The sequence below is a fragment of the Rhodococcus sp. Z6_132 genome (assembly GCF_058133635.1).
In genome coordinates this window covers 207,024-224,207 of the sequence record NZ_JBYUNP010000002.1, presented here as the reverse complement: position 1 = coordinate 224,207, position 17,184 = coordinate 207,024, and the positions used below count along the sequence as shown (strand labels likewise).

16 protein-coding genes and 1 riboswitch are annotated in these 17,184 nt (G+C 75.5%); of the genes, 13 read left to right on the top strand and 3 right to left on the bottom strand.

Going from position 1 to position 17,184, the window contains the following annotated elements:
* The first annotated feature begins 50 nt into the window (after positions 1–50).
* Genes AC3YO9_RS07670 through AC3YO9_RS07630 form a run of 9 tightly spaced genes read left to right on the top strand, consistent with a single transcriptional unit; the run spans position 51 to position 10,217 of the window.
* The gene (locus AC3YO9_RS07670) at positions 51–1,712 is read left to right on the top strand and encodes a carbamoyltransferase family protein (protein WP_489982760.1); all 1,662 of its coding nucleotides are present in this window, start codon (positions 51–53) and stop codon (positions 1,710–1,712) included.
* Positions 1,705–3,267 (top strand): HAD-IIIA family hydrolase, encoded by a 1,563-nt coding sequence (locus AC3YO9_RS07665; protein ID WP_489982759.1) that lies wholly within the window; start codon positions 1,705–1,707, stop codon positions 3,265–3,267. Before AC3YO9_RS07670 ends, AC3YO9_RS07665 begins: the two co-directional genes overlap by 8 nt.
* Positions 3,264–4,292, top strand: coding sequence for a glycosyltransferase family 9 protein (locus AC3YO9_RS07660; protein WP_489982758.1), 1,029 nt, complete (start codon positions 3,264–3,266; stop codon positions 4,290–4,292). Before AC3YO9_RS07665 ends, AC3YO9_RS07660 begins: the two co-directional genes overlap by 4 nt.
* On the top strand, positions 4,292–5,266 hold the full coding sequence (locus AC3YO9_RS07655) for a glycosyltransferase (protein WP_489982757.1): 975 nt from the start codon (positions 4,292–4,294) through the stop codon (positions 5,264–5,266). Before AC3YO9_RS07660 ends, AC3YO9_RS07655 begins: the two co-directional genes overlap by 1 nt.
* Positions 5,266–6,495: a glycosyltransferase gene (locus AC3YO9_RS07650; RefSeq protein WP_489982756.1), complete on the top strand. Its 1,230-nt coding sequence runs from the start codon at positions 5,266–5,268 to the stop codon at positions 6,493–6,495. The genes AC3YO9_RS07655 and AC3YO9_RS07650 overlap by 1 nt, the downstream gene beginning before the upstream one ends.
* Complete coding sequence (locus AC3YO9_RS07645; protein ID WP_489982755.1) at positions 6,492–7,103, top strand: D-sedoheptulose-7-phosphate isomerase; 612 nt, start codon at positions 6,492–6,494, stop codon at positions 7,101–7,103. The genes AC3YO9_RS07650 and AC3YO9_RS07645 overlap by 4 nt, the downstream gene beginning before the upstream one ends.
* Positions 7,100–8,539: a PfkB family carbohydrate kinase gene (locus AC3YO9_RS07640; RefSeq protein ID WP_489982754.1), complete on the top strand. Its 1,440-nt coding sequence runs from the start codon at positions 7,100–7,102 to the stop codon at positions 8,537–8,539. Before AC3YO9_RS07645 ends, AC3YO9_RS07640 begins: the two co-directional genes overlap by 4 nt.
* Entirely contained in the window at positions 8,536–9,258 is a 723-nt protein-coding gene (locus tag AC3YO9_RS07635; protein WP_489982753.1) for an SDR family oxidoreductase, read from the top strand. Before AC3YO9_RS07640 ends, AC3YO9_RS07635 begins: the two co-directional genes overlap by 4 nt.
* Positions 9,255–10,217: a glycosyltransferase family 9 protein gene (locus AC3YO9_RS07630; RefSeq protein ID WP_489982752.1), complete on the top strand. Its 963-nt coding sequence runs from the start codon at positions 9,255–9,257 to the stop codon at positions 10,215–10,217. The genes AC3YO9_RS07635 and AC3YO9_RS07630 overlap by 4 nt, the downstream gene beginning before the upstream one ends.
* On the opposite strand, the gene AC3YO9_RS07625 is transcribed toward AC3YO9_RS07630, so the two are convergent.
* The 3 genes from AC3YO9_RS07625 to AC3YO9_RS07615 all read right to left on the bottom strand — a co-directional run bounded on the left by AC3YO9_RS07625 (position 10,189) and on the right by AC3YO9_RS07615 (position 13,086).
* Positions 10,189–11,187: a UDP-glucuronic acid decarboxylase family protein gene (locus tag AC3YO9_RS07625; RefSeq protein ID WP_489982751.1), complete on the bottom strand. Its 999-nt coding sequence runs from the start codon at positions 11,185–11,187 to the stop codon at positions 10,189–10,191. The genes AC3YO9_RS07630 and AC3YO9_RS07625 overlap by 29 nt on opposite strands.
* Positions 11,188–11,300: 113 nt before the next feature.
* Positions 11,301–12,188, bottom strand: a complete 888-nt coding sequence (locus AC3YO9_RS07620) for an HAD family hydrolase (RefSeq protein WP_489982750.1) — start codon at positions 12,186–12,188, stop codon at positions 11,301–11,303.
* Positions 12,189–12,210: 22 nt separating this feature from the next.
* The gene (locus AC3YO9_RS07615) at positions 12,211–13,086 is read right to left on the bottom strand and encodes a glycosyltransferase family 2 protein (RefSeq protein ID WP_489982749.1); all 876 of its coding nucleotides are present in this window, start codon (positions 13,084–13,086) and stop codon (positions 12,211–12,213) included.
* A gap of 335 nt (positions 13,087–13,421) precedes the next feature.
* Here AC3YO9_RS07615 and AC3YO9_RS07610 point away from each other — a divergent pair, with 335 nt between their 5' ends.
* The 4 genes from AC3YO9_RS07610 to AC3YO9_RS07595 all read left to right on the top strand — a co-directional run bounded on the left by AC3YO9_RS07610 (position 13,422) and on the right by AC3YO9_RS07595 (position 17,120).
* Positions 13,422–14,345: an NAD(P)/FAD-dependent oxidoreductase gene (locus AC3YO9_RS07610; protein ID WP_489982748.1), complete on the top strand. Its 924-nt coding sequence runs from the start codon at positions 13,422–13,424 to the stop codon at positions 14,343–14,345.
* Between the two features lie 113 nt (positions 14,346–14,458).
* Positions 14,459–15,385, top strand: a complete 927-nt coding sequence (gene thpD, locus AC3YO9_RS07605; RefSeq protein ID WP_489982747.1) for an ectoine hydroxylase — start codon at positions 14,459–14,461, stop codon at positions 15,383–15,385.
* Positions 15,386–15,575: 190 nt separating this feature from the next.
* Positions 15,576–16,355, top strand: a complete 780-nt coding sequence (locus tag AC3YO9_RS07600; RefSeq protein ID WP_489982746.1) for a GAF and ANTAR domain-containing protein — start codon at positions 15,576–15,578, stop codon at positions 16,353–16,355.
* A gap of 83 nt (positions 16,356–16,438) precedes the next feature.
* Positions 16,439–16,550: riboswitch (SAM riboswitch) on the top strand.
* 60 nt (positions 16,551–16,610) lie between these two features.
* Entirely contained in the window at positions 16,611–17,120 is a 510-nt protein-coding gene (locus tag AC3YO9_RS07595) for a cupin domain-containing protein (RefSeq protein WP_489982745.1), read from the top strand.
* Positions 17,121–17,184 lie beyond the last annotated feature (64 nt).

The window sequence follows — 17,184 nt, the reverse complement described above, 5'->3', positions numbered from 1 at the left end:
TGCGACGGCTTCGCCGTGCGAGCGTTGCTCCGCTGTGGAACGTTGACCGCGTGAGGGTGCTGGGAGTCAACGCGATCTTTCATGACCCGGCGGCTGCCCTGGTGGTCGACGGACAGGTCGTCGCGGCCGCCGAGGAGGAGCGGTTCAGCCGACGCAAGCACGGCAAGCGCCCGGTGCCGTTCTCCGCCTGGGAGCTGCCCGAGCTGAGCATGCGGTGGTGCCTGGAGACGGCGGGGCTGCGCCCGCAGGACCTCGACGCCGTGGCGTACTCCTTCGACCCGGCACTGGCCAAGCCGGTGGACAGCGACCCGTGGGACCACCTGCGCCTGGACTACGCCCGCCGTGCCCCGAGCTTCCTCGCCACCGCGCTGCCCGGCCTCGACCCGGCGCAGGTGCAGTTCGTCCCGCACCACGTGGCGCACGCGGCCTCCGCCGGGCTGGCCGCGCCGCACCCGCGCAACAGCGTGCTGGTGCTCGACGGCCGGGGCGAGAGCACCTCGCACCTGGCCGGCACCTACCGCGACGGGGCGCTGCAGGTCCTCGCCGCCCAGCAGCTGCCGCACTCCCTGGGCCTGCTGTACGAGTCCCTCACCGAGCACCTGGGCTTCCTGCGCTCCAGCGACGAGTTCAAGGTGATGGCGCTGGCCTCCCACGGCACCCCGCGCCACCTCGAGGAGCTGCGTGAGCTGGTGCACGCCACCGGCGACGGTGGATTCGTGGCCCCGGAGCTGGACTGGCACCGGTGGGCGCCCCCGCGGCGGGGCGGCGAGGAGAGCTGGGCGGCCCGGCACGCGGACCTGGCCGCCTCGGTGCAGCAGCGGCTGGAGGAGGTGCTGGTCGACCTCGCCACCTGGGTGCACGCCCAGACCGGCGACCAGGTGCTCACCATGGCCGGCGGCACCGCGCTCAACTGCGTCGCCAACTCCCGCATCTGGCGGGAGTCGCCGTTCGAGCAGGTGTGGGTGCAGCCGGCCGCCGGCGACGCCGGCACCGCCCTGGGCGCGGCGCTGCAGACCAGCGCGGACGGCGGGCAGGTGCCGGCGCCGATGCCCTCGGCCGCGCTGGGCCGCGGCTGGTCCGACGCGGACCTGGCGGCGTGGCTGCGCCGTGCCCAGGTCCCCTTCACCACCCCCGACGACCTGGCCGGCGAGGTGGCCGACGTGCTGGTGGCCGACGGGGTGGTGGCCTGGTTCGACGGCCGCAGCGAGTACGGCCCCCGCGCGCTGGGCCAGCGCTCGCTGCTGGCCAACCCGATGCACGCGGCCAACCTGGAGCGGCTCAACGACGTCAAGGGCCGCGAGCAGTTCCGGCCGGTGGCGCCCATGGTGCTCACCGAGCGGGCCGCGGAGATCTTCGGCAACGGACCCGTGCCCAGCCCCTACATGCTCTTCGTGCACGACGTGAGTCCACTGTGGCGGGACCGCGTGCCCGCCGTGGTGCACGTGGACGGCACCGCCCGGATCCAGACGGTGGACAGCTCCACCAACGCCGGCATCGCCGCGCTGCTGCGCGCCTTCGCCGCTCGCACCGGGGTGCCGGTGCTGGTGAACACCAGCCTGAACACCGCAGGGCGCCCCATGGTGGACGACCCGCGCGACGCCCTGGAGGTGTTCGGCTCCGCACCGGTGGACGTGCTGGTCCTCGGCCCGCACCTGGTGCGCCGGGCCGCCACGTTCCGGAGCCGCCCGGGCGGAGGCCGTGCCGATGAGTGAGCTACCGAGCAGCGAGCTGCCCCCGCCGGACTACGCCGTCGTCATCCCCTCGCTGGGCCGACCCAGCCTGCAGCGGCTGCTGGACACCCTCGCCGCGCAGCACGAGCCGCAGCCCCGCGAGGTGGTGGTGGTCGACGACCGGGCCGAGGCCCCGGACGAGCTGAAGCTGACGGTGGACGCCGCGCTGCCGTGGGCCGCCCGGGTGCTGCGCGGCCACGGCCGCGGACCCGCCGCCGCCCGCAACGCCGGGTGGCCGGTGACCAGCACGCCGTGGGTGTGCTTCCTGGACGACGACGTGGAGCTGCCCGCCGACTGGTCGCAGCACCTGGCCGCCGACCTCTCCGCCGCCGGGCCGAGCGTGGGCGGCAGCCAGGCGCGCCTGCACGTGCCGCTGCCGGTCCACCGCCGGCCCACCGACTGGGAGCGGGGCACCGCCGGGCTGCGCGACGCCGCCTGGGCCACCGCGGACATGGCCTACCGGCGGTGCGCGCTGGAGCAGGCGCACGGCTTCGACGAGCGCTTTCCCCGCGCCTACCGCGAGGACGCCGACCTGGCGCTGCGGGTGCAGCGCGCCGGTTGGGTGCTGCAGCGCGGCCGACGCACCACCGTGCACCCCGTGCGCCCGGCCGACGACTGGGTGAGCCTGCGGGTGCAGCGCGGCAACACCGACGACGCCCTGGTGCGCCGGCTGCACGGGCGGGGCTGGCGCGCCGCCGCGCAGGCGCCGCCGGGCCGGCTGCGCTGGCACGCGGTGACCACCGCGGCCGCCGGGGTGGCTGCCGCAGCGCTGCTGTCCCGACGCCGGCGGGTGGCGGCGAGCGCCGGGCTGCTGTGGGGCGGGCTCACCGGTGACTTCGCCCGCCGACGCCTGGCGCCCGGTCCGCGTCCGAGCGAGGAGCAGTGGTGGCCGGAGCTGCGCCGGATGGCCACCACCAGCGTGGCGATCCCGCCCGCCGCGGTGTGGCACCGGGCGCGGGGCGAGTGGCGCCACCGCCGGGGCGCGGACCCGTGGCCGCCACCGCTGCGGGCGGTGCTCTTCGACCGGGACGGCACCTTGGTGCACGACGTGCCCTACAACGGCGAGCCCGATGCGGTGCGCACCGTGGACAGCGCACGACCCGCCCTGGACCTGGTGCGCGCGGCGGGGCTGGCCACCGGGGTGATCAGCAACCAGTCCGGCATCGCCCGCGGGCTGCTCAGCCGGGAGCAGGTGGACGCGGTGAACGCCCGGGTGGCCGCCGAGCTCGGCCCGTTCGACACCTGGCAGGTGTGCCCGCACGGACCGGAGGACGGCTGCCCCTGCCGCAAGCCCCGCCCGGGCCTGGTGCTGCAGGCCGCGCGCGAGCTGGGGGTGCGCCCGGAGCAGTGCGCGGTGATCGGCGACATCGGCGCCGACGTGCAGGCCGCCCGCGCCGCCGGGGCCCGTGCCGTGCTGGTGCCCACCCCGGTGACGCTGGCCGAGGAGGTGAGCGCCGCCCCCGTGGTGGCGCCGGACCTCTACGCCGCGGTCACCACGCTGCTGGCCGGACCTGCGGCGCCGGGAGCCCCGCGATGACCCGGGTGCTGGCCGTCCGCCTGGACAGCGACGGCGACGTCCTGCTCACCGGCCCGGCCCTGCGTGCGCTGGCCGCCGGCGCGCAGCGGCTGGACGTGCTGGTCTCCCCCGCCGGCGCCGCGGCCGCCCGCCTGCTCCCCGGGGTGGACGACGTGCTGGTCTTCGACGCCCCGTGGACCGGGTACCGCCCGCCGGCGGTGGACGCCGCGGCGGTGCAGGCACTGGTGCAGCAGCTGGCCGGGCGCGGGTACGACCTCGCCGTCGTGTTCACCTCCTTCCACCAGAGCCCGCTGCCCATGGCGCTGCTGGCGCGGCTGGCGGGCATCGGCCGGGTGGCCGCGACCAGCGCGGACTACCCCGGGTCGCTGCTGGACGTGCGCCACCAGCGCCTGCCGGGCCGGCACGAGGTGCAGGCCGCGCTGGACCTGGCCCGCGCCGCCGGCGCCGCGCCGCTGGCCGACGACCGCCTCGCCGTGCGCCACCCGCTGCCGCACGTGGACGCGCTGCTGCCCGCTGGTGAGCTGGTGGTGGTGCACCCCGGCGCCTCGGTGCCCGCCCGCGCGCTCGGGGCCGGCCACGCCGCGGCCGTGGTGGCCCGGCTGCGCGCCGAGGGCCGGACCGTGGTGGTCACCGGCGGGCCCGCGGAGACGGGGCTGGCTGCGGCCGCCGCCGCACCGGGCGCCACCGACCTGTCCGGACGCACCACCCTGGCCGAGCTGGCGGCGGTGCTGCAGCGGGCGGCGTGCGTGGTGGTCGGCAACACCGGGCCCGCCCACCTCGCGGCCGCGGTGGGCACGCCGGTGGTGTCGCTGTTCTCCCCGGTGGTGCCGGCGCAGCGCTGGGCGCCCTGGCGGGTGCCGCACGTGCTGCTGGGCGACCAGCAGGCCCCCTGCCGCGACAGCCGGGCCCGCGAGTGCCCGGTGCCGGGGCACCCCTGCCTGAGCGGGGTGGCCCCGGAGGCGGTGGCCGCCGCGGTGACCTCCCTGGTCGGTGCGCCGGCCCCAGCCGTGGCGGGAGGGCGCTAGTGCGGGTGTTGCTGTGGCACGTGCACGGGTCGTGGACGACGTCCTTCGTGCAGGGCGGGCACGAGTACGTGCTCCCGCTGGTGGACGACCGTGGCCCGGACGGGCGGGGGCGGGCGCAGACCTGGAGCTGGCCCAGCTCGGCGGTGGAGGTGGCGCCCGACCGGCTGCCCGAGCACGGCGTGGACGTGGTGGTGCTGCAGCGCCCGCACGAGGCGGCGCTGCTGCAGCGGTGGACGGGGCTGCGCGCCGGGGTGGACGTGCCCGCGGTGTACGTCGAGCACAACGCCCCCACGGCCGCCGCGCCGGGCAGCCGCCACCCGTTGGCGGAGCAGGCCGCGATCCCCGTCGTGCACGTCACCCGGTTCAACCAGCTGATGTGGGACTGCGGCGCCGCGCCCACCACCGTGCTGGAGCACGGCGTGGTGGACCCGGGTCCGCTCTACACCGGCGAGCGCGCGTCGCTGGGCGTGGTGGTCAACGAGCCGGTCCGGCGCTGGCGGGTGGCCGGCACCGACGTGCTGCTGCGCGTCGCCAGGGACGTCGACGTCGAGGTGTACGGCATGGGCATGTCCGCCCTGCTCGAGCGGGCACCCCAGCTGCACGGGCGGGTGCACGAGAACCTGCCGCAGGCGCGGATGCACGCCGAGCTGGCCCGGCACCGCGCCTACCTGCACCCGTACCGCTGGACCAGCCTGGGTCTGGCCTTGGTGGAGGCAATGACCCTCGGCCAGCCGGTGCTCGCGCTCGCGACCACCGAGGCCCCGGAAGCGGTTCCGGCGGCGGCCGGGGTGGTGACCAACGACCTCACCACCCTGGTGCGGACCGCGCGCCGGTGGATGCGGGATCCCCAGGAGGCGCGCGAGCGTGGAGCCGCCGGGCGCAGCCACGCGCTGCGCCGCTTCGGCCTGCCGCGGTTCCTCGACGACTGGGACGCAGTGTTCGCGGGGGTTGTTGCCGGCCAGGAGGTTGCCTGATGAAGATCGCCATGGTGTCCGAGCACGCCAGTCCACTGGCCACCCTCGGTGGGACCGACGCCGGGGGGCAGAACGTGCACGTGGCTGCGCTGGCCCGGGCGCTGGCCGCACGGGGCCATCGGGTGGACGTCTACACCCGCCGGGACAGCGCCACCCAGGCGGAGCGGGTGACGCTGTGCGCCGGGGTGGACGTGGTGCACGTGCCGGCCGGTCCACCGGTGGCCATGGCCAAGGACGAGCTGCTGCAGCACATGCCGGCGTTCGGCGAGTGGCTGACCACCGCGTGGACCCGCACGCCCCCGGACGTGGTGCACGCGCACTTCTGGATGTCCGGCGTGGCCGCGCTCGCCGCCGCGCGGGCCGTGGGGGTGCCGGTGGTGCAGACCTTCCACGCCCTCGGCTCGGTGAAGCGCCGCCACCAAGGGCTGGCGGACACCAGCCCCCGCTCGCGGGTGCGCACCGAGGCCGCGCTGGCCCAGCAGGTGGACTGCGTGGTGGCCACCTGCGCCGACGAGGTGACCGAGCTGGCCGCGCTGGGGGCGCCGCTGGAGCGGGTGCGGGTGGTGCCGTGCGGGGTGGACGTGCAGCACTTCTGCCCGGCGGGCCCCCCGTGGCGGGGCGACCCGGCGGGGCTGCGTCCGGCCGGCGTGCCGCGGCTGGTGTGCGTCGGCCGGCTGGTGGAGCGCAAGGGGGTGGACACCGCGGTGCGGGCCCTGGCTCAGCTGCCCGGGGTGGAGCTGCTGGTGGCCGGTGGCCCGCCCGCGGCGCAGCTGCCCGGGCACGCCGAGGCCCAGCGGCTCAGCGCGCTGGCCGCGCAGCTGGGGGTGGCCGAGCGGGTGCACCTGCTGGGTGAGGTCTCCCCCACCGACGTGCCTGCCCTGCTGCGCTCGGCGGACGTGGTGGTGACCACGCCCTGGTACGAGCCGTTCGGCATCGTGCCGCTGGAGGCGATGGCGTGCGGGCGGCCGCTGGTGGGCAGCGCGGTGGGCGGGCTGCTGGACACGGTGCAGCCGGGCACCACGGGCGTGCTGGTGCCCCCGCGCGAGCCGGACGCCCTGGTCGCGGCGCTGACTCCCCTGCTGGCGGACCCGCCACGGCGGACGCGCCTCGGCGCCGCGGCTCGGCGCCGCGCGGTGCACCGCTACAGCTGGGACCGGGTGGCCGCGGAGACCGAGGAGGCCTACGCCACCGTGTGCTCCGGGCAGCGCGAGCCGGCGGAGGCGCTGTGAGCAGCGACTGGGTGCGCCAGCACGTGGCGGACCTGACGGCGGCCCTGCACGAGCTGGAGCGCGACGCCGCGCTGGTGCAGGCGTGGGGCGCCGAGCTGGCCCGGCTGCTGCCCGGCGGCGGACGGCTGCTGGTGGCCGGCAACGGGGGCAGCGCCGCTGAGGCTCAGCACCTCACCGCCGAGCTGGTGGGCCGCTACGTGGACGAGCGGCAGCCGCTGTCCGCGCTGTGCCTGAGCGCGGAGACCTCCAGCCTCACCGCGATCCTCAACGACTACGGCGCCGAGGAGGTCTTCGCCCGCCAGGTGCAGGCGCACGGCCGGGCCGGCGACGTCCTGCTGCTGCTGTCCACCAGCGGGGCCAGCCCCAACGTGCTCTGCGCGGCCGAGCGGGCCCGCGCGGGCGGGCTGCGGGTGTGGGCGCTCACCGGGCCGCGTCCCAACCCGCTGGCCGAGCTGGCCGACGAGGCGGTGGCGGTGGCGGCCCCGAGCACCTCCACGGTGCAGGAGGTGCACCTGGTGGCGGTGCACGCGCTGTGCGCCGCCGTCGACTCCCGCCTGCCCACCCGGCCCCGGGGCACCCCCGCCGCGATGCCGGTGGCCTCGGCATGAGCCGGCGCATCGTGGTGGTGGGCGACGTGCTGCTCGACCGCGACCTGCTGGGCACGGTGCAGCGGGTGTGCCCGGACGCGCCGGTGCCGGTGGTGGACGTCACGGGGGTGCGGGAGAGCCCCGGCGGCGCCGGGCTGACGGCCCTGCTGTGCACGGCCGCGGACACCGAGGTGGTGCTGGTGGCGCCGGTGGCCGCCGACGACGCCGGTGCGCGCCTGGCCCGGCTGCTGCGGGCCGAGGTGGAGCTGGTGGCCCTGCCGCACGCCGGCGGCACCCGGCGCAAGACCCGGGTGCGCAGCGCCGGGCAGTCGCTGCTGCGCCTGGACGACGGCGGGCCCGGCACCCCGGCCGACCCGCCGCTGTCCCTGGTGCGCGCCGCGCTGGCCGGCGCGGACGTGGTGCTGGTGGCCGACTACGGCGGGGGAACCACCCACCACGCGGGCCTGCGTGCGCTGCTGGCCGAGGCCGCCGCCCGCCGGCCGCTGGTGTGGGACCCGCACCCGCGCGGTGGTGCTCCGGTGCCGGGCACCGCGCTGGTCACGCCCAACCGCGCGGAGGCCGCCCACGCCTGCGCTGCCCCGTCCACCAGCACCGCAGGATCGCCCAGCAGCACCGCAGGGCTAGCCAGCACCCCCGATGCCCTCGCCGTGGCGCTGCGGACGCAGTGGCAGGCCCGCGCCGTCTGCGTCACCGCCGGCAGCGACGGCGCCTACCTCGCGCTGTCCGCCAGCGAGCCGATGTACGTCCCCGCACCCGTGGTGGCCGGCGGTGACCCGTGCGGGGCCGGCGACCGCTTCGCCGCCTCGGCCGCGCTGTCCCTGGCCCGCGGAGCGGTGCTCTCGGAGGCGGTGGTGGACGCCGTCGCCGACGCCTCCGCGTGGGTGCGCGCCGGCGGCGCGGCCGGCTACCGCGCTCGCCCGCCCCAGCCGCCCGCCGCCGACGCAGCCGGCCTGGACCCCGTCCAGCCCACCGCGGCGGAGGTGGTCGCCCGGGTGCGCGCCCGCGGCGGGACCGTGGTGGCCACCGGCGGCTGCTTCGACCTGGTGCACGCCGGGCACGTTGCGTGCCTGGAGGCGGCGCGCCGCCTGGGGGACGCGCTCGTGGTGCTGCTCAACTCCGACGAGTCGGTGCGCCGGCTCAAGGGCCCGTCGCGGCCGGTGGTCACCCAGGACGACCGGGCCCGGGTGCTGCAGTCGCTGGCCAGCGTGGACGCCGTCGCGGTGTTCACCGAGGACGACCCGCGGGCCGCGCTGGCGAAGCTGCGTCCGGACGTGTGGGCCAAGGGCGGCGACTACGGCGGCACCCCGCTGCCGGAGACCGCCCTGGTGCGCTCCTGGGGCGGACGCGTGGTGCTGCTGCCCTACCTCGACGGGCGCTCCACCACCGCCCTGCTCGCCGCCCAGCCCAGCTCCCAGCCCAACCTGGAGGTTCCGTGACCGCAGCAGGCAACGGCACCACCCCGCTCGCGCCGCGCGAGCTCGGCACGGTCTACGTCACCGGCGGGTCCAGCGGTCTCGGTGCCGCCGTGGTGGCGGCGGTGTGCGCCCAGGGCGGCCGAGCTGCGGTGATCGACCGCGTCGCACCCCAGGCCGACGTCCCGCACGTGCTGGCCGACCTCGCCGACAGCACCGCCGCCGAGGCAGCCGTCGCCGAGCTGGTGCAGCGGGTGGGCCCACCCACCGCCGTGGTCACCGCGGCCGGCACCGACGCCTGCGGCGGCCTGGACGAGGTGCCCACCGAGACGTGGGAGCGGGTGGTGCGGGTCAACCTCTTCGGCACCGTGGCGGTGGTCCGCGCCTGCCTGCCGCACCTGCGGGCCAGCCGCGGCACCGTGGTGACGGTGGCCTCTACCCTCGGGATCAAGGCCATCGGCGACGCCACCGCCTACTGCGCCTCCAAGTTCGGCGTGGTCGGCTTCACCCGGGCGCTGGCCACCGAGCTGGCCGGCACGGTCGGGGTCACCCTGCTGATCCCCGGCGGCATGAGCACCGCGTTCTTCGACGGCCGCACCGAGCAGTACCGGCCGGGTCCGGACGCCGTGCTCAACGACCCGGCGCACACCGCGGCCACCGTGGTGATGGCCCTGCGCCAACCGGTGGGCTCGGAGGTCCGCGAGCTGGTGGTGGCCACCTCCACCGAGCCGTCCTGGCCGTGACCCCGACGGTGCTCGCGCTGCGGGCCCTCGGCCTCGGCGACGCCCTCACCGGGGTGCCCGCGCTGCGCGGGCTGCGCCGGGCGTTTCCCGCCCACCGCCTGGTGCTCGCCGCCCCCGAGCCCGTCGGCGCCTGGCTGCACCGCCGCGGCGTGGTGGACGCGGTGCTGCCCACCGCAGGGCTGGCGCCGCTGCACTGGGAGGGCCCTGTCCCGGTGGCGGTGAACCTGCACGGCCACGGCCCGCAGAGCCACCGACTGCTGCAGGCCCTGCGCCCGCAGCAGCTCGTCGCCTTCGGTTGCCCCGCCGCCGACCACCTCGGGCCCGCGTGGCGGGCCGACGAGCACGAGGTGCTCCGCTGGTGCCGGCTGGTGCGCAGCGCCGGTGGGGACTGCGGGCCGGAGGACCTGCGCCTGAGCCACCCCGCCGGCGCCACCCGCTCGCCGGACACCGTGGTGGTGCACCCCGGCGCGGCCTCGGGCTCACGCCGCTGGCCGGTGGAGCGCTGGGCCCCCGTGGCGCGCGCACTGCTCGCCCAGGGCTACCAGGTGGTGCTCACCGGCAGCCGCGCCGAGGCCGGGCTCTGCGCCCGCATCGCCGAGCAGGCGCCGGGTGCGCGCAGCACCGCCGGTCGGCTGGACCTGGCGGCGCTCACCGCCTGCGTGGCCGGAGCCGGTGTGGTGCTGTGCGGCGACACCGGGGTGGCCCACCTGGCCACGGCGCTGGCCACCCCGTCGGTGCTGCTGTTCGGACCCACCCCGCCGCACCGCTGGGGCCCGACCGTCGACCCGCACCTGCACACCGTGCTGTGGCCGGGTGATCCTGCCGCTCCCGCCTGGGGCGATCCGCACGCCGAGGCGCTCGACCCACGCCTGGCCGCGGTGACCGTGGCGGAGGTGCTGCAGGCGGTGCGCCGCCTGGTGGGCGGGCCGGTCAGGCCGACTGCCGCGCGGCCTGGCTGAACCACTCCACCGTCCGCGCCAGGCCCTGGGGCCAGGACACCTCCGGGCGCCAGCCCAACGCGTGCTCAGCGAGGGTGGTGTCCGGCCGCCGCACCTGGGGGTCGTCCACCGGACGTCCGACGTGCTCGATGGTGGAGCGTGACCCGGTGGCCGCCACCACGTCCTCGGCGATCTGCCGCACGGTCAGCTCGGTGGGGTTGCCGATGTTCATCGGGCCGGGGTGCCCGCTCCCGGCCAGCGCGAGGATCCCCGCGATCAGGTCGGAGACGTAGCACACCGACCGGGTCTGCAGCCCGTCGCCGGCGACCGTCAGCGGCTGCCCGGCCAGCGCCTGGCGGATGAAGGTGGGGATGGCGCGGCCGTCGTGCGGGCGCATCCGGGGGCCGAAGGTGTTGAAGATCCGCACGATGGCGGTGTCCACGTCGCAGCTGCTGCGGTAGGCCACCGTCATGGCCTCGGCGTAGCGCTTGGCCTCGTCGTACACCCCGCGCGGGCCCACCGGGTTGACGTGGCCCCAGTAGCTCTCCGGCTGGGGGTGCACCTGGGGGTCGCCGTAGACCTCGGAGGTGGAGGCCAGCAGAAAGCGCGCGCCCTTGTCCTTGGCCAGGCCCAGAGCGTGCAGCGTGCCGATGGCCCCCACCTTGAGCGTCTCGATGGGCAGCGTCAGGTAGTCCACCGGCGAGGCGGGCGAGGCGAGGTGCAGCACCAGGTCGACCGGCCCGGGCACGTGCACGAAGTCGGTGACGTCGCAGCGCACCAGCCGGAAGCGCGGGTCGTCGAGGAGGTGGGCGACGTTGCCGGGGCTGCCGGTGAGGAAGCTGTCCAGGCAGACCACCTCCGCGCCGCGCCGCAGCAGCTCCTCGCACAGGTGGCTGCCCAGGAACCCAGCGCCGCCCGTCACCACCACCCGCTCGACGTCCCGAGCCGCGTGGGACGTGCGGGACCCGAGGTCACCCCCTGATGCACCCATGGACCACAGGTACCAGCCGTGCCGACCCCCCGCGACTCGACCGCAGGGGACTCGACCGTAGCGGACTCGACCGCAGGGCCGGGGCCGTCCGGCAGCTCCACCCACTCACCGGGTCACGGTGCGGCGGTCTCGCCCACCATCGCTGCCAGGCCGTCGCCGGGTCCGACGACGCTCACCGGTTCCCACCACCGCCGCAGCACCCGAGCCACCCCGTCCTCGGTGTTGGTGTCGGTGACCACGTCAGCCACGGCCCGGACCGAGGCGTGGGCGTTGCCCATGGCCACGCCACAGCCCGCCCACCGCAGCATCGACACGTCGTTGGGCATGTCGCCGAAGGCGAGCACCCGCTGGGCCTGCACCCCGTGGTAGCGGGCCACCATCGCCAGCCCGGCTGCCTTGCTCACCCCGGCCGGCAGGATCTCCACCAGGCCGTCGCCGGTGGAGTAGGTCAGTCCCACGCTCTCCGGCAGCCGCGGGGCCAGCACGTCGGCCACGTCCTGGCTGCTCAGGCCGCACTGGCGCACCAGCAGCTTCACCGCCGGCTCGGCGCAGAGCTCGGCCAGGGAGACCTCGAGGTTGTCCGCGCTGGGCCAGTGGTGGGCACGGCGCGGAACCCACACCTCGTCGCGGGTCGACGGCTCGGGGTGCCCCAGGCGGTCGACGGCGAGGCCGCAGCCCGGCAGCGCAGCCAGGGCCACCTCCGCCACCTCGGCCAGCACCGGCGGCTCCAGGCAGCGCTTCCACAGCACCCGCAGCGTCGCGGTGTCGAAGAGCACCGCGCCGTTGGCGCAGACGGCGAGCGGGGCGATGCCGAGCTGGTCGGTCACCGGCAGCACCCACTGCGGGGGACGTCCGGTGACCGGCACGAAGGGGACCTGCGAGGTCGCCAGCGCGCGCACCCCCGCGATGGTCGCCGGGCTGACCAGCCCGTCAGCGCCCAGCAGCGTCCCGTCCAGGTCGCTGGCCACCAGGTGCGGCAGCGGTGCGGCAAGTGGGTTCACCGGAGTCGCAGCAGCCCCCGGATCAGATGCTGACATCGGCACCCAGGCCACGGAACTGGTTCTCCTTGAACTCGCGAAAGCCGGGGATGCGCTCGCACGCGCGGTGCCAGTTGGGGTTGGTCTTCTTGTCCCGCTTGTAGCCGTAGGTGGCCACCTCGGCGTCTGCCGGCTCCTGGTGGAACACCCGCAGGTCCGGCGAGTACTCGGGCACGCAACCAGCAACGGTGATCATCCGGTGGGCGAAGTCGGCGTCCTCGTAGCCCCAGACCCCGTCGAACTCCTCGTCGTGACCGCCGATCTCCCGGGCCTTGGCCACGGGGTACAACAGGTTGCCCGCGTGCATGAACGCCCAGGGCTGCGGAACGTCCGGCAGCGCCACCATGTCCGGCATCCTTCGATCCTGCGGCAGCCCGTAGTTGGACACGCTGCCCACGGTCGGCAGCAGGTCCAGCACGCTCACGTCCCGCATGATCTGGGCGGGGCTGAGCGCGGCACAGGAGACGAATACCCGCTCACCCGTGCAGATCCTGCTCGGCCCGCCCTGGGCGACGTACTGCAGCGCCGCGACCAGGTACCCCTCCTGCAGCACGCAGTCGGAGTCCAGGGACAGCACCCACTGGGCTCGGGTGAGCCGGAGGGCCAGGTTGCGCGCCCGGCAGAGCGCGAACGGGTGCGGCAGCTTGGGCTGCTGCACCAGGGTCAGCTGCATCCGGCTGGAGAACTGCCGGTGGAGCCGCTCGAGGGAGTCGACGTCGGAGTTGTTGTCGACCAAGATCACCTCGACGCGGTCCAGGGCAGGGCCCTGCCCGGCAATGCCGGCCAACGTCCTGGCGAGCAGGTCGGCGTCGTTGTGGCAGGGGATGGTGATGGCGATCAGCGGTGCTTCTGTTGCGGCCATGGCGCTCCACAGGAGAGAGGGAGGGTGCCGCCGGGGTGCACTCACCCGACGTGGGGTGTGCCGATGGCTACAGCTTCCCCCCGTGGCCAACGATACGGTGGCGCCCCCGAACCCGCTCAACGAGAAGACGTCTCGGCGAACTCGTAGTCGATGTCGGTGAAGGAGTCGACCGCGAAGACGTAGCAGAACCGCAGCACGGACTCGCCTCGCTCGCCGTGGTTCCAGGGTGGGACGGCTGGGCCCGCGCTGCTCGGCGCAGTGGCCTTCGTCGCAGCACCGCGCTGCTGGGCCCCTCCAGCGAGCCGCGGCCGCTCGGGCGGTGCATCCTGGGCGCCATGACCCCCCCACAGCAGAAGACCGGTGAGGAGACCCACTACGAGGCCGTGGTGGTGGGAGGCGGCTTCGCCGGGCTCACTGCCGCGCTGTGGCTAGGCCGGTTCCACCGACGGACGCTGGTCCTCTCGGCCGGACCGTCCCGCAACGCGCCGGCGCAGGTCGCGCACGGCTACCCCGGCTTCGACGGTGCCAACCCCGGGGAGCTGCTGGACAAGCTCGAGGCGGAGGTGGACCAGTACCCCAGCGTCACCCGGCGCACCGCGTGGGTGGACACCGCCGCCCAGGACGGCGACCAGTTCTGCATCACCGCCGGTGAGCTGGCGGTCACCGCTGACCGAGTGGTTCTGGCCACCGGCATCCGCGACGTGCAGCCGGACCTGCCCGGCTTCGCCGACTACGAGGGCAGGAGCATCTGGCACTGCCCCGCCTGCGACGGCTACGAGTACACCGGCAAGCCGATCGTGGTGGTGGGCAACGGGGAGCACGTCGCCGGGTACGCCCAGGAGCTCGTGCCCTACGCCGACCCGCTCACCATCGTCACCCACGGCTCCACCTTGGCCGGCTCCGCCGAGGACCTCGCCGCGCTGGCGCCCCGCGGCATCGAGGTGCACGAGCAGGCGATCCACCGCCTGCACGGGGCCGACGGGCAGCTGGAGGCAGTGGAGCTGGCCGACGGCACCGTGCTGGAGGCGGCGGCGGTGTTCTACTCCCTGGGCCACGAGCCGCTCTCCGAGCTGGCCAAGCAGCTGGGCTGCGAGGTGGGCGCGGAGGGCCTCGTCGTCGACCGGCGGCAGGAGACCACCACCACGGGCGTCTACGCCGCCGGCGACCTGGCACCGCTGGAGGAGCTGGTGGTGGTGGCCGCCGCGATGGGTGCGGTCGCCGCCAACAACCTGCACCAGAGCCTCGGCCCGGGCAGCTGAGCCAGCGCCCACCCAGCCGCGCTCACCTCGACTTGCGGCAGTGGGGCAGACGGGCACGATCGGGCCATGCCCGCACCGCGGACGCGGTGGCTCGTGCGCCGAAGGAGGATGCCGTGACCGATCGCCTCTCCCCGCCGTCGACAGCCATCACCGCTGGCTCGGAACCCGTGCTCGACCACTACCCCACCCGCACCGCGGCGCGCCCGGAGCTGCTGGTCCGGACCGATCCCGCGGTGTGGGGCGGGCTCTCCGCCCCCGGCCCGTTCTCCGCCGACGAGCTGGCTGACTACGACCGCACCGGCTTCAGCGCGGTCCCGGCGCTGCTCGGCCCGCAGGAGGTGGCCGACCTCGCGGACGAGCTCGTCCGGTTCGCGACCGACCCCGCCGTGCGGGAGGACCGCCGCACCGTCATCGAGAAGTCCTCCCAGGAGGTGCGCTCGGTGTTCGAGGTGCACCGGACGAGCCAGGCGGTGGCGGCGCTGGTCGCCGACGAGCGCGTGATCGGTCGGGCGCGCCAGGTGCTGGGCTCCGACGTGTACGTCCACCAGAGCCGCATCAACTACAAGCCCGGCTTCGGCGGTGGTGGCTTCTACTGGCACTCCGACTTCGAGACCTGGCACGCCGAGGACGGCATGCCCGCCCCACGGGCCACCAGCATCTCCATCGCGCTGACGGAGAACTTCCCGCACAACGGCTGCCTGATGATCATCCCGGGATCGCACCGAACGTTCGTGCCCTGCGTGGGCGAGACACCCGAGGAGCACTTCACCACCTCGCTGCGCGAGCAGGGCCGCCAGGTCGGCACCCCCGACGACGCCAGCCTCGCCACCCTCACCGCGGCCGGCGGCATCAGCCTGCTCACCGGTGCTGCGGGCTCGGCCACGATGTTCGACTCCAACTGCATGCACGGCTCGGCGAACAACATCACCCCGTACCCGCGGTCCAACCTGTTCGTCGTGTTCAACAGCGTGCAGAACCGCCTGGTGGAGCCGTTCGCCGCGCCGGCCCCACGGCCGGAGCACATCGCCGCGCGGGGGTGAGTCGGTCCCCAGCCGCACCCTCGTCGACCAGCGCGGGCACCATCGCTTAAAGTTTCACCTGTCTGGCCCGTGCGGGCCCGACGCGGTCCAGCCGTCGGGCCACCCTTGTCGCTGAGGGTGTTCCGTGGGCCGCGCGCCCACTGCATCCTCGTGGATGGCCGCCTGTGCGGCCGCAAACGGGAGCACAACCATGAGTGACACCCCCAGCGCCGCTGGGCGTCCAGCACCGAGCGTGAGCCAGGCTGGCGCTGTGGAGGTGCCCAGCCCGGGCCCCGCGCGCGAGCTCATCGCCGCGATCCACGAGCTCACCCGGATCGTGGTGGGCGAGAAGCCGCTCGACGAGGTGTTCGCCCAGGTGGTCCAGCTGGCCCGGCAGGAGATTCCCGGCGCCGACGAGGTGTCGGTGACCATGGTGGACGGGTCGGACCCCACCACACCGGCCGCGACGGGCGAGCTCGCGTGCACGCTGGACGAGCGGCAGTACTCCACGGGGCAGGGTCCGTGCCTACAGGCGGCCACCACCGGAGAGACGCTGCACATCCCGGACATGCAGGCAGAGCAGCGGTGGCCTGAGTACACCCCCTTCGCCGCGCGCAACGGCGGGCTGAGCTCGCTGTCGGTACCGCTGCCCGTGCAGGACACCACGGTGGGCGCGCTGAACATCTACGCCCGGGGGGTCGACGCCTTCGACGAGCACAGCCGCGAGCTGGCCGAGCACTTCGCCGGCTACGCCGCGGTGACCGTGCGCAACGCCAGCCTCTACACGGCCACCACGACCCTGGCCGAGCAGATGCAGGAGGCCATGCAGTCCCGCGCGGTGATCGAGCAGGCCAAGGGCATCATCATGGGCGAGCGCCGGTGCAGCCCCGACGAGGCCTTCCGGCTGCTGTCCAAGGTCTCCCAGGACGCCAACCGCAAGCTCCGCGACGTGGCGACCGCGCTCGTCGCCCAGGCCTACCAGTCGTCCTAGTCCGAGCTGCCTGGACGTCTGCGCTGCGCGCCCGGCGGAAACCGCTTGACAAAGTTGACCAGTCCGGTCGACTATTGGTGCCAGGTCATGAGCGCCAGCGTCAAGCCCCGGCTCGCTGGCCGGCAACCCTCCTCCGCGGTGGGGTGCCCCGGGTGAGGACCAGGCTCCGGCGAGGTGTCGGAGCAAGCGCGGACCCCCGAGTGACGCACGCTCTCTCTCGGGATCTCTGGGGTCCCTGAGCGGAACGAGAACGCCGTGACCACCACCCTGCTGTCCCGCCCCGCCGCTGCGGCGGCGACCGAGACCCCCACCACGCTGCGCCTGGCCACCCTGGTGCGGGGCATCGCCGCCCAGCCACACCTGTGGCGCGACCAGGTGCGCTTCTCCACCCGGGAGCGCTGCTGGTCCCGGCTGGAGTCACCGGCCGGGGTGGACGTCTGGCTGCTCACCTGGACCAGGACGCAGAGCACCGACCTGCACAGCCACGGGCTGGCCAGCGCCGCGCTGACCGTGGTGCAGGGCACGATCACCGAGGTGCGCCCGGACGGCCGCGGTGGGCTGCACGCCGACCGGCTGGGGGTGGGCGGGCTGCGCACCGTCACCACCGGCGTGATCCACGACGTGCGCACCGAGCGGGACGAGCCGGCGGTGAGCATCCACGCCTACTCCCCCCGGCTCACCGAGATGACGTTCTACCGGCTGGAGGACGGGCTGCCCGTCGCCGACCGCACGGTGCTCACCGACGAGCCGGAGGTTGACGCCTGAGACCTGCCGGTGGGCCGCGCCCGGGGGTGCAACCGGTCACATCCCGGCGATCAAGGCCCTCTGA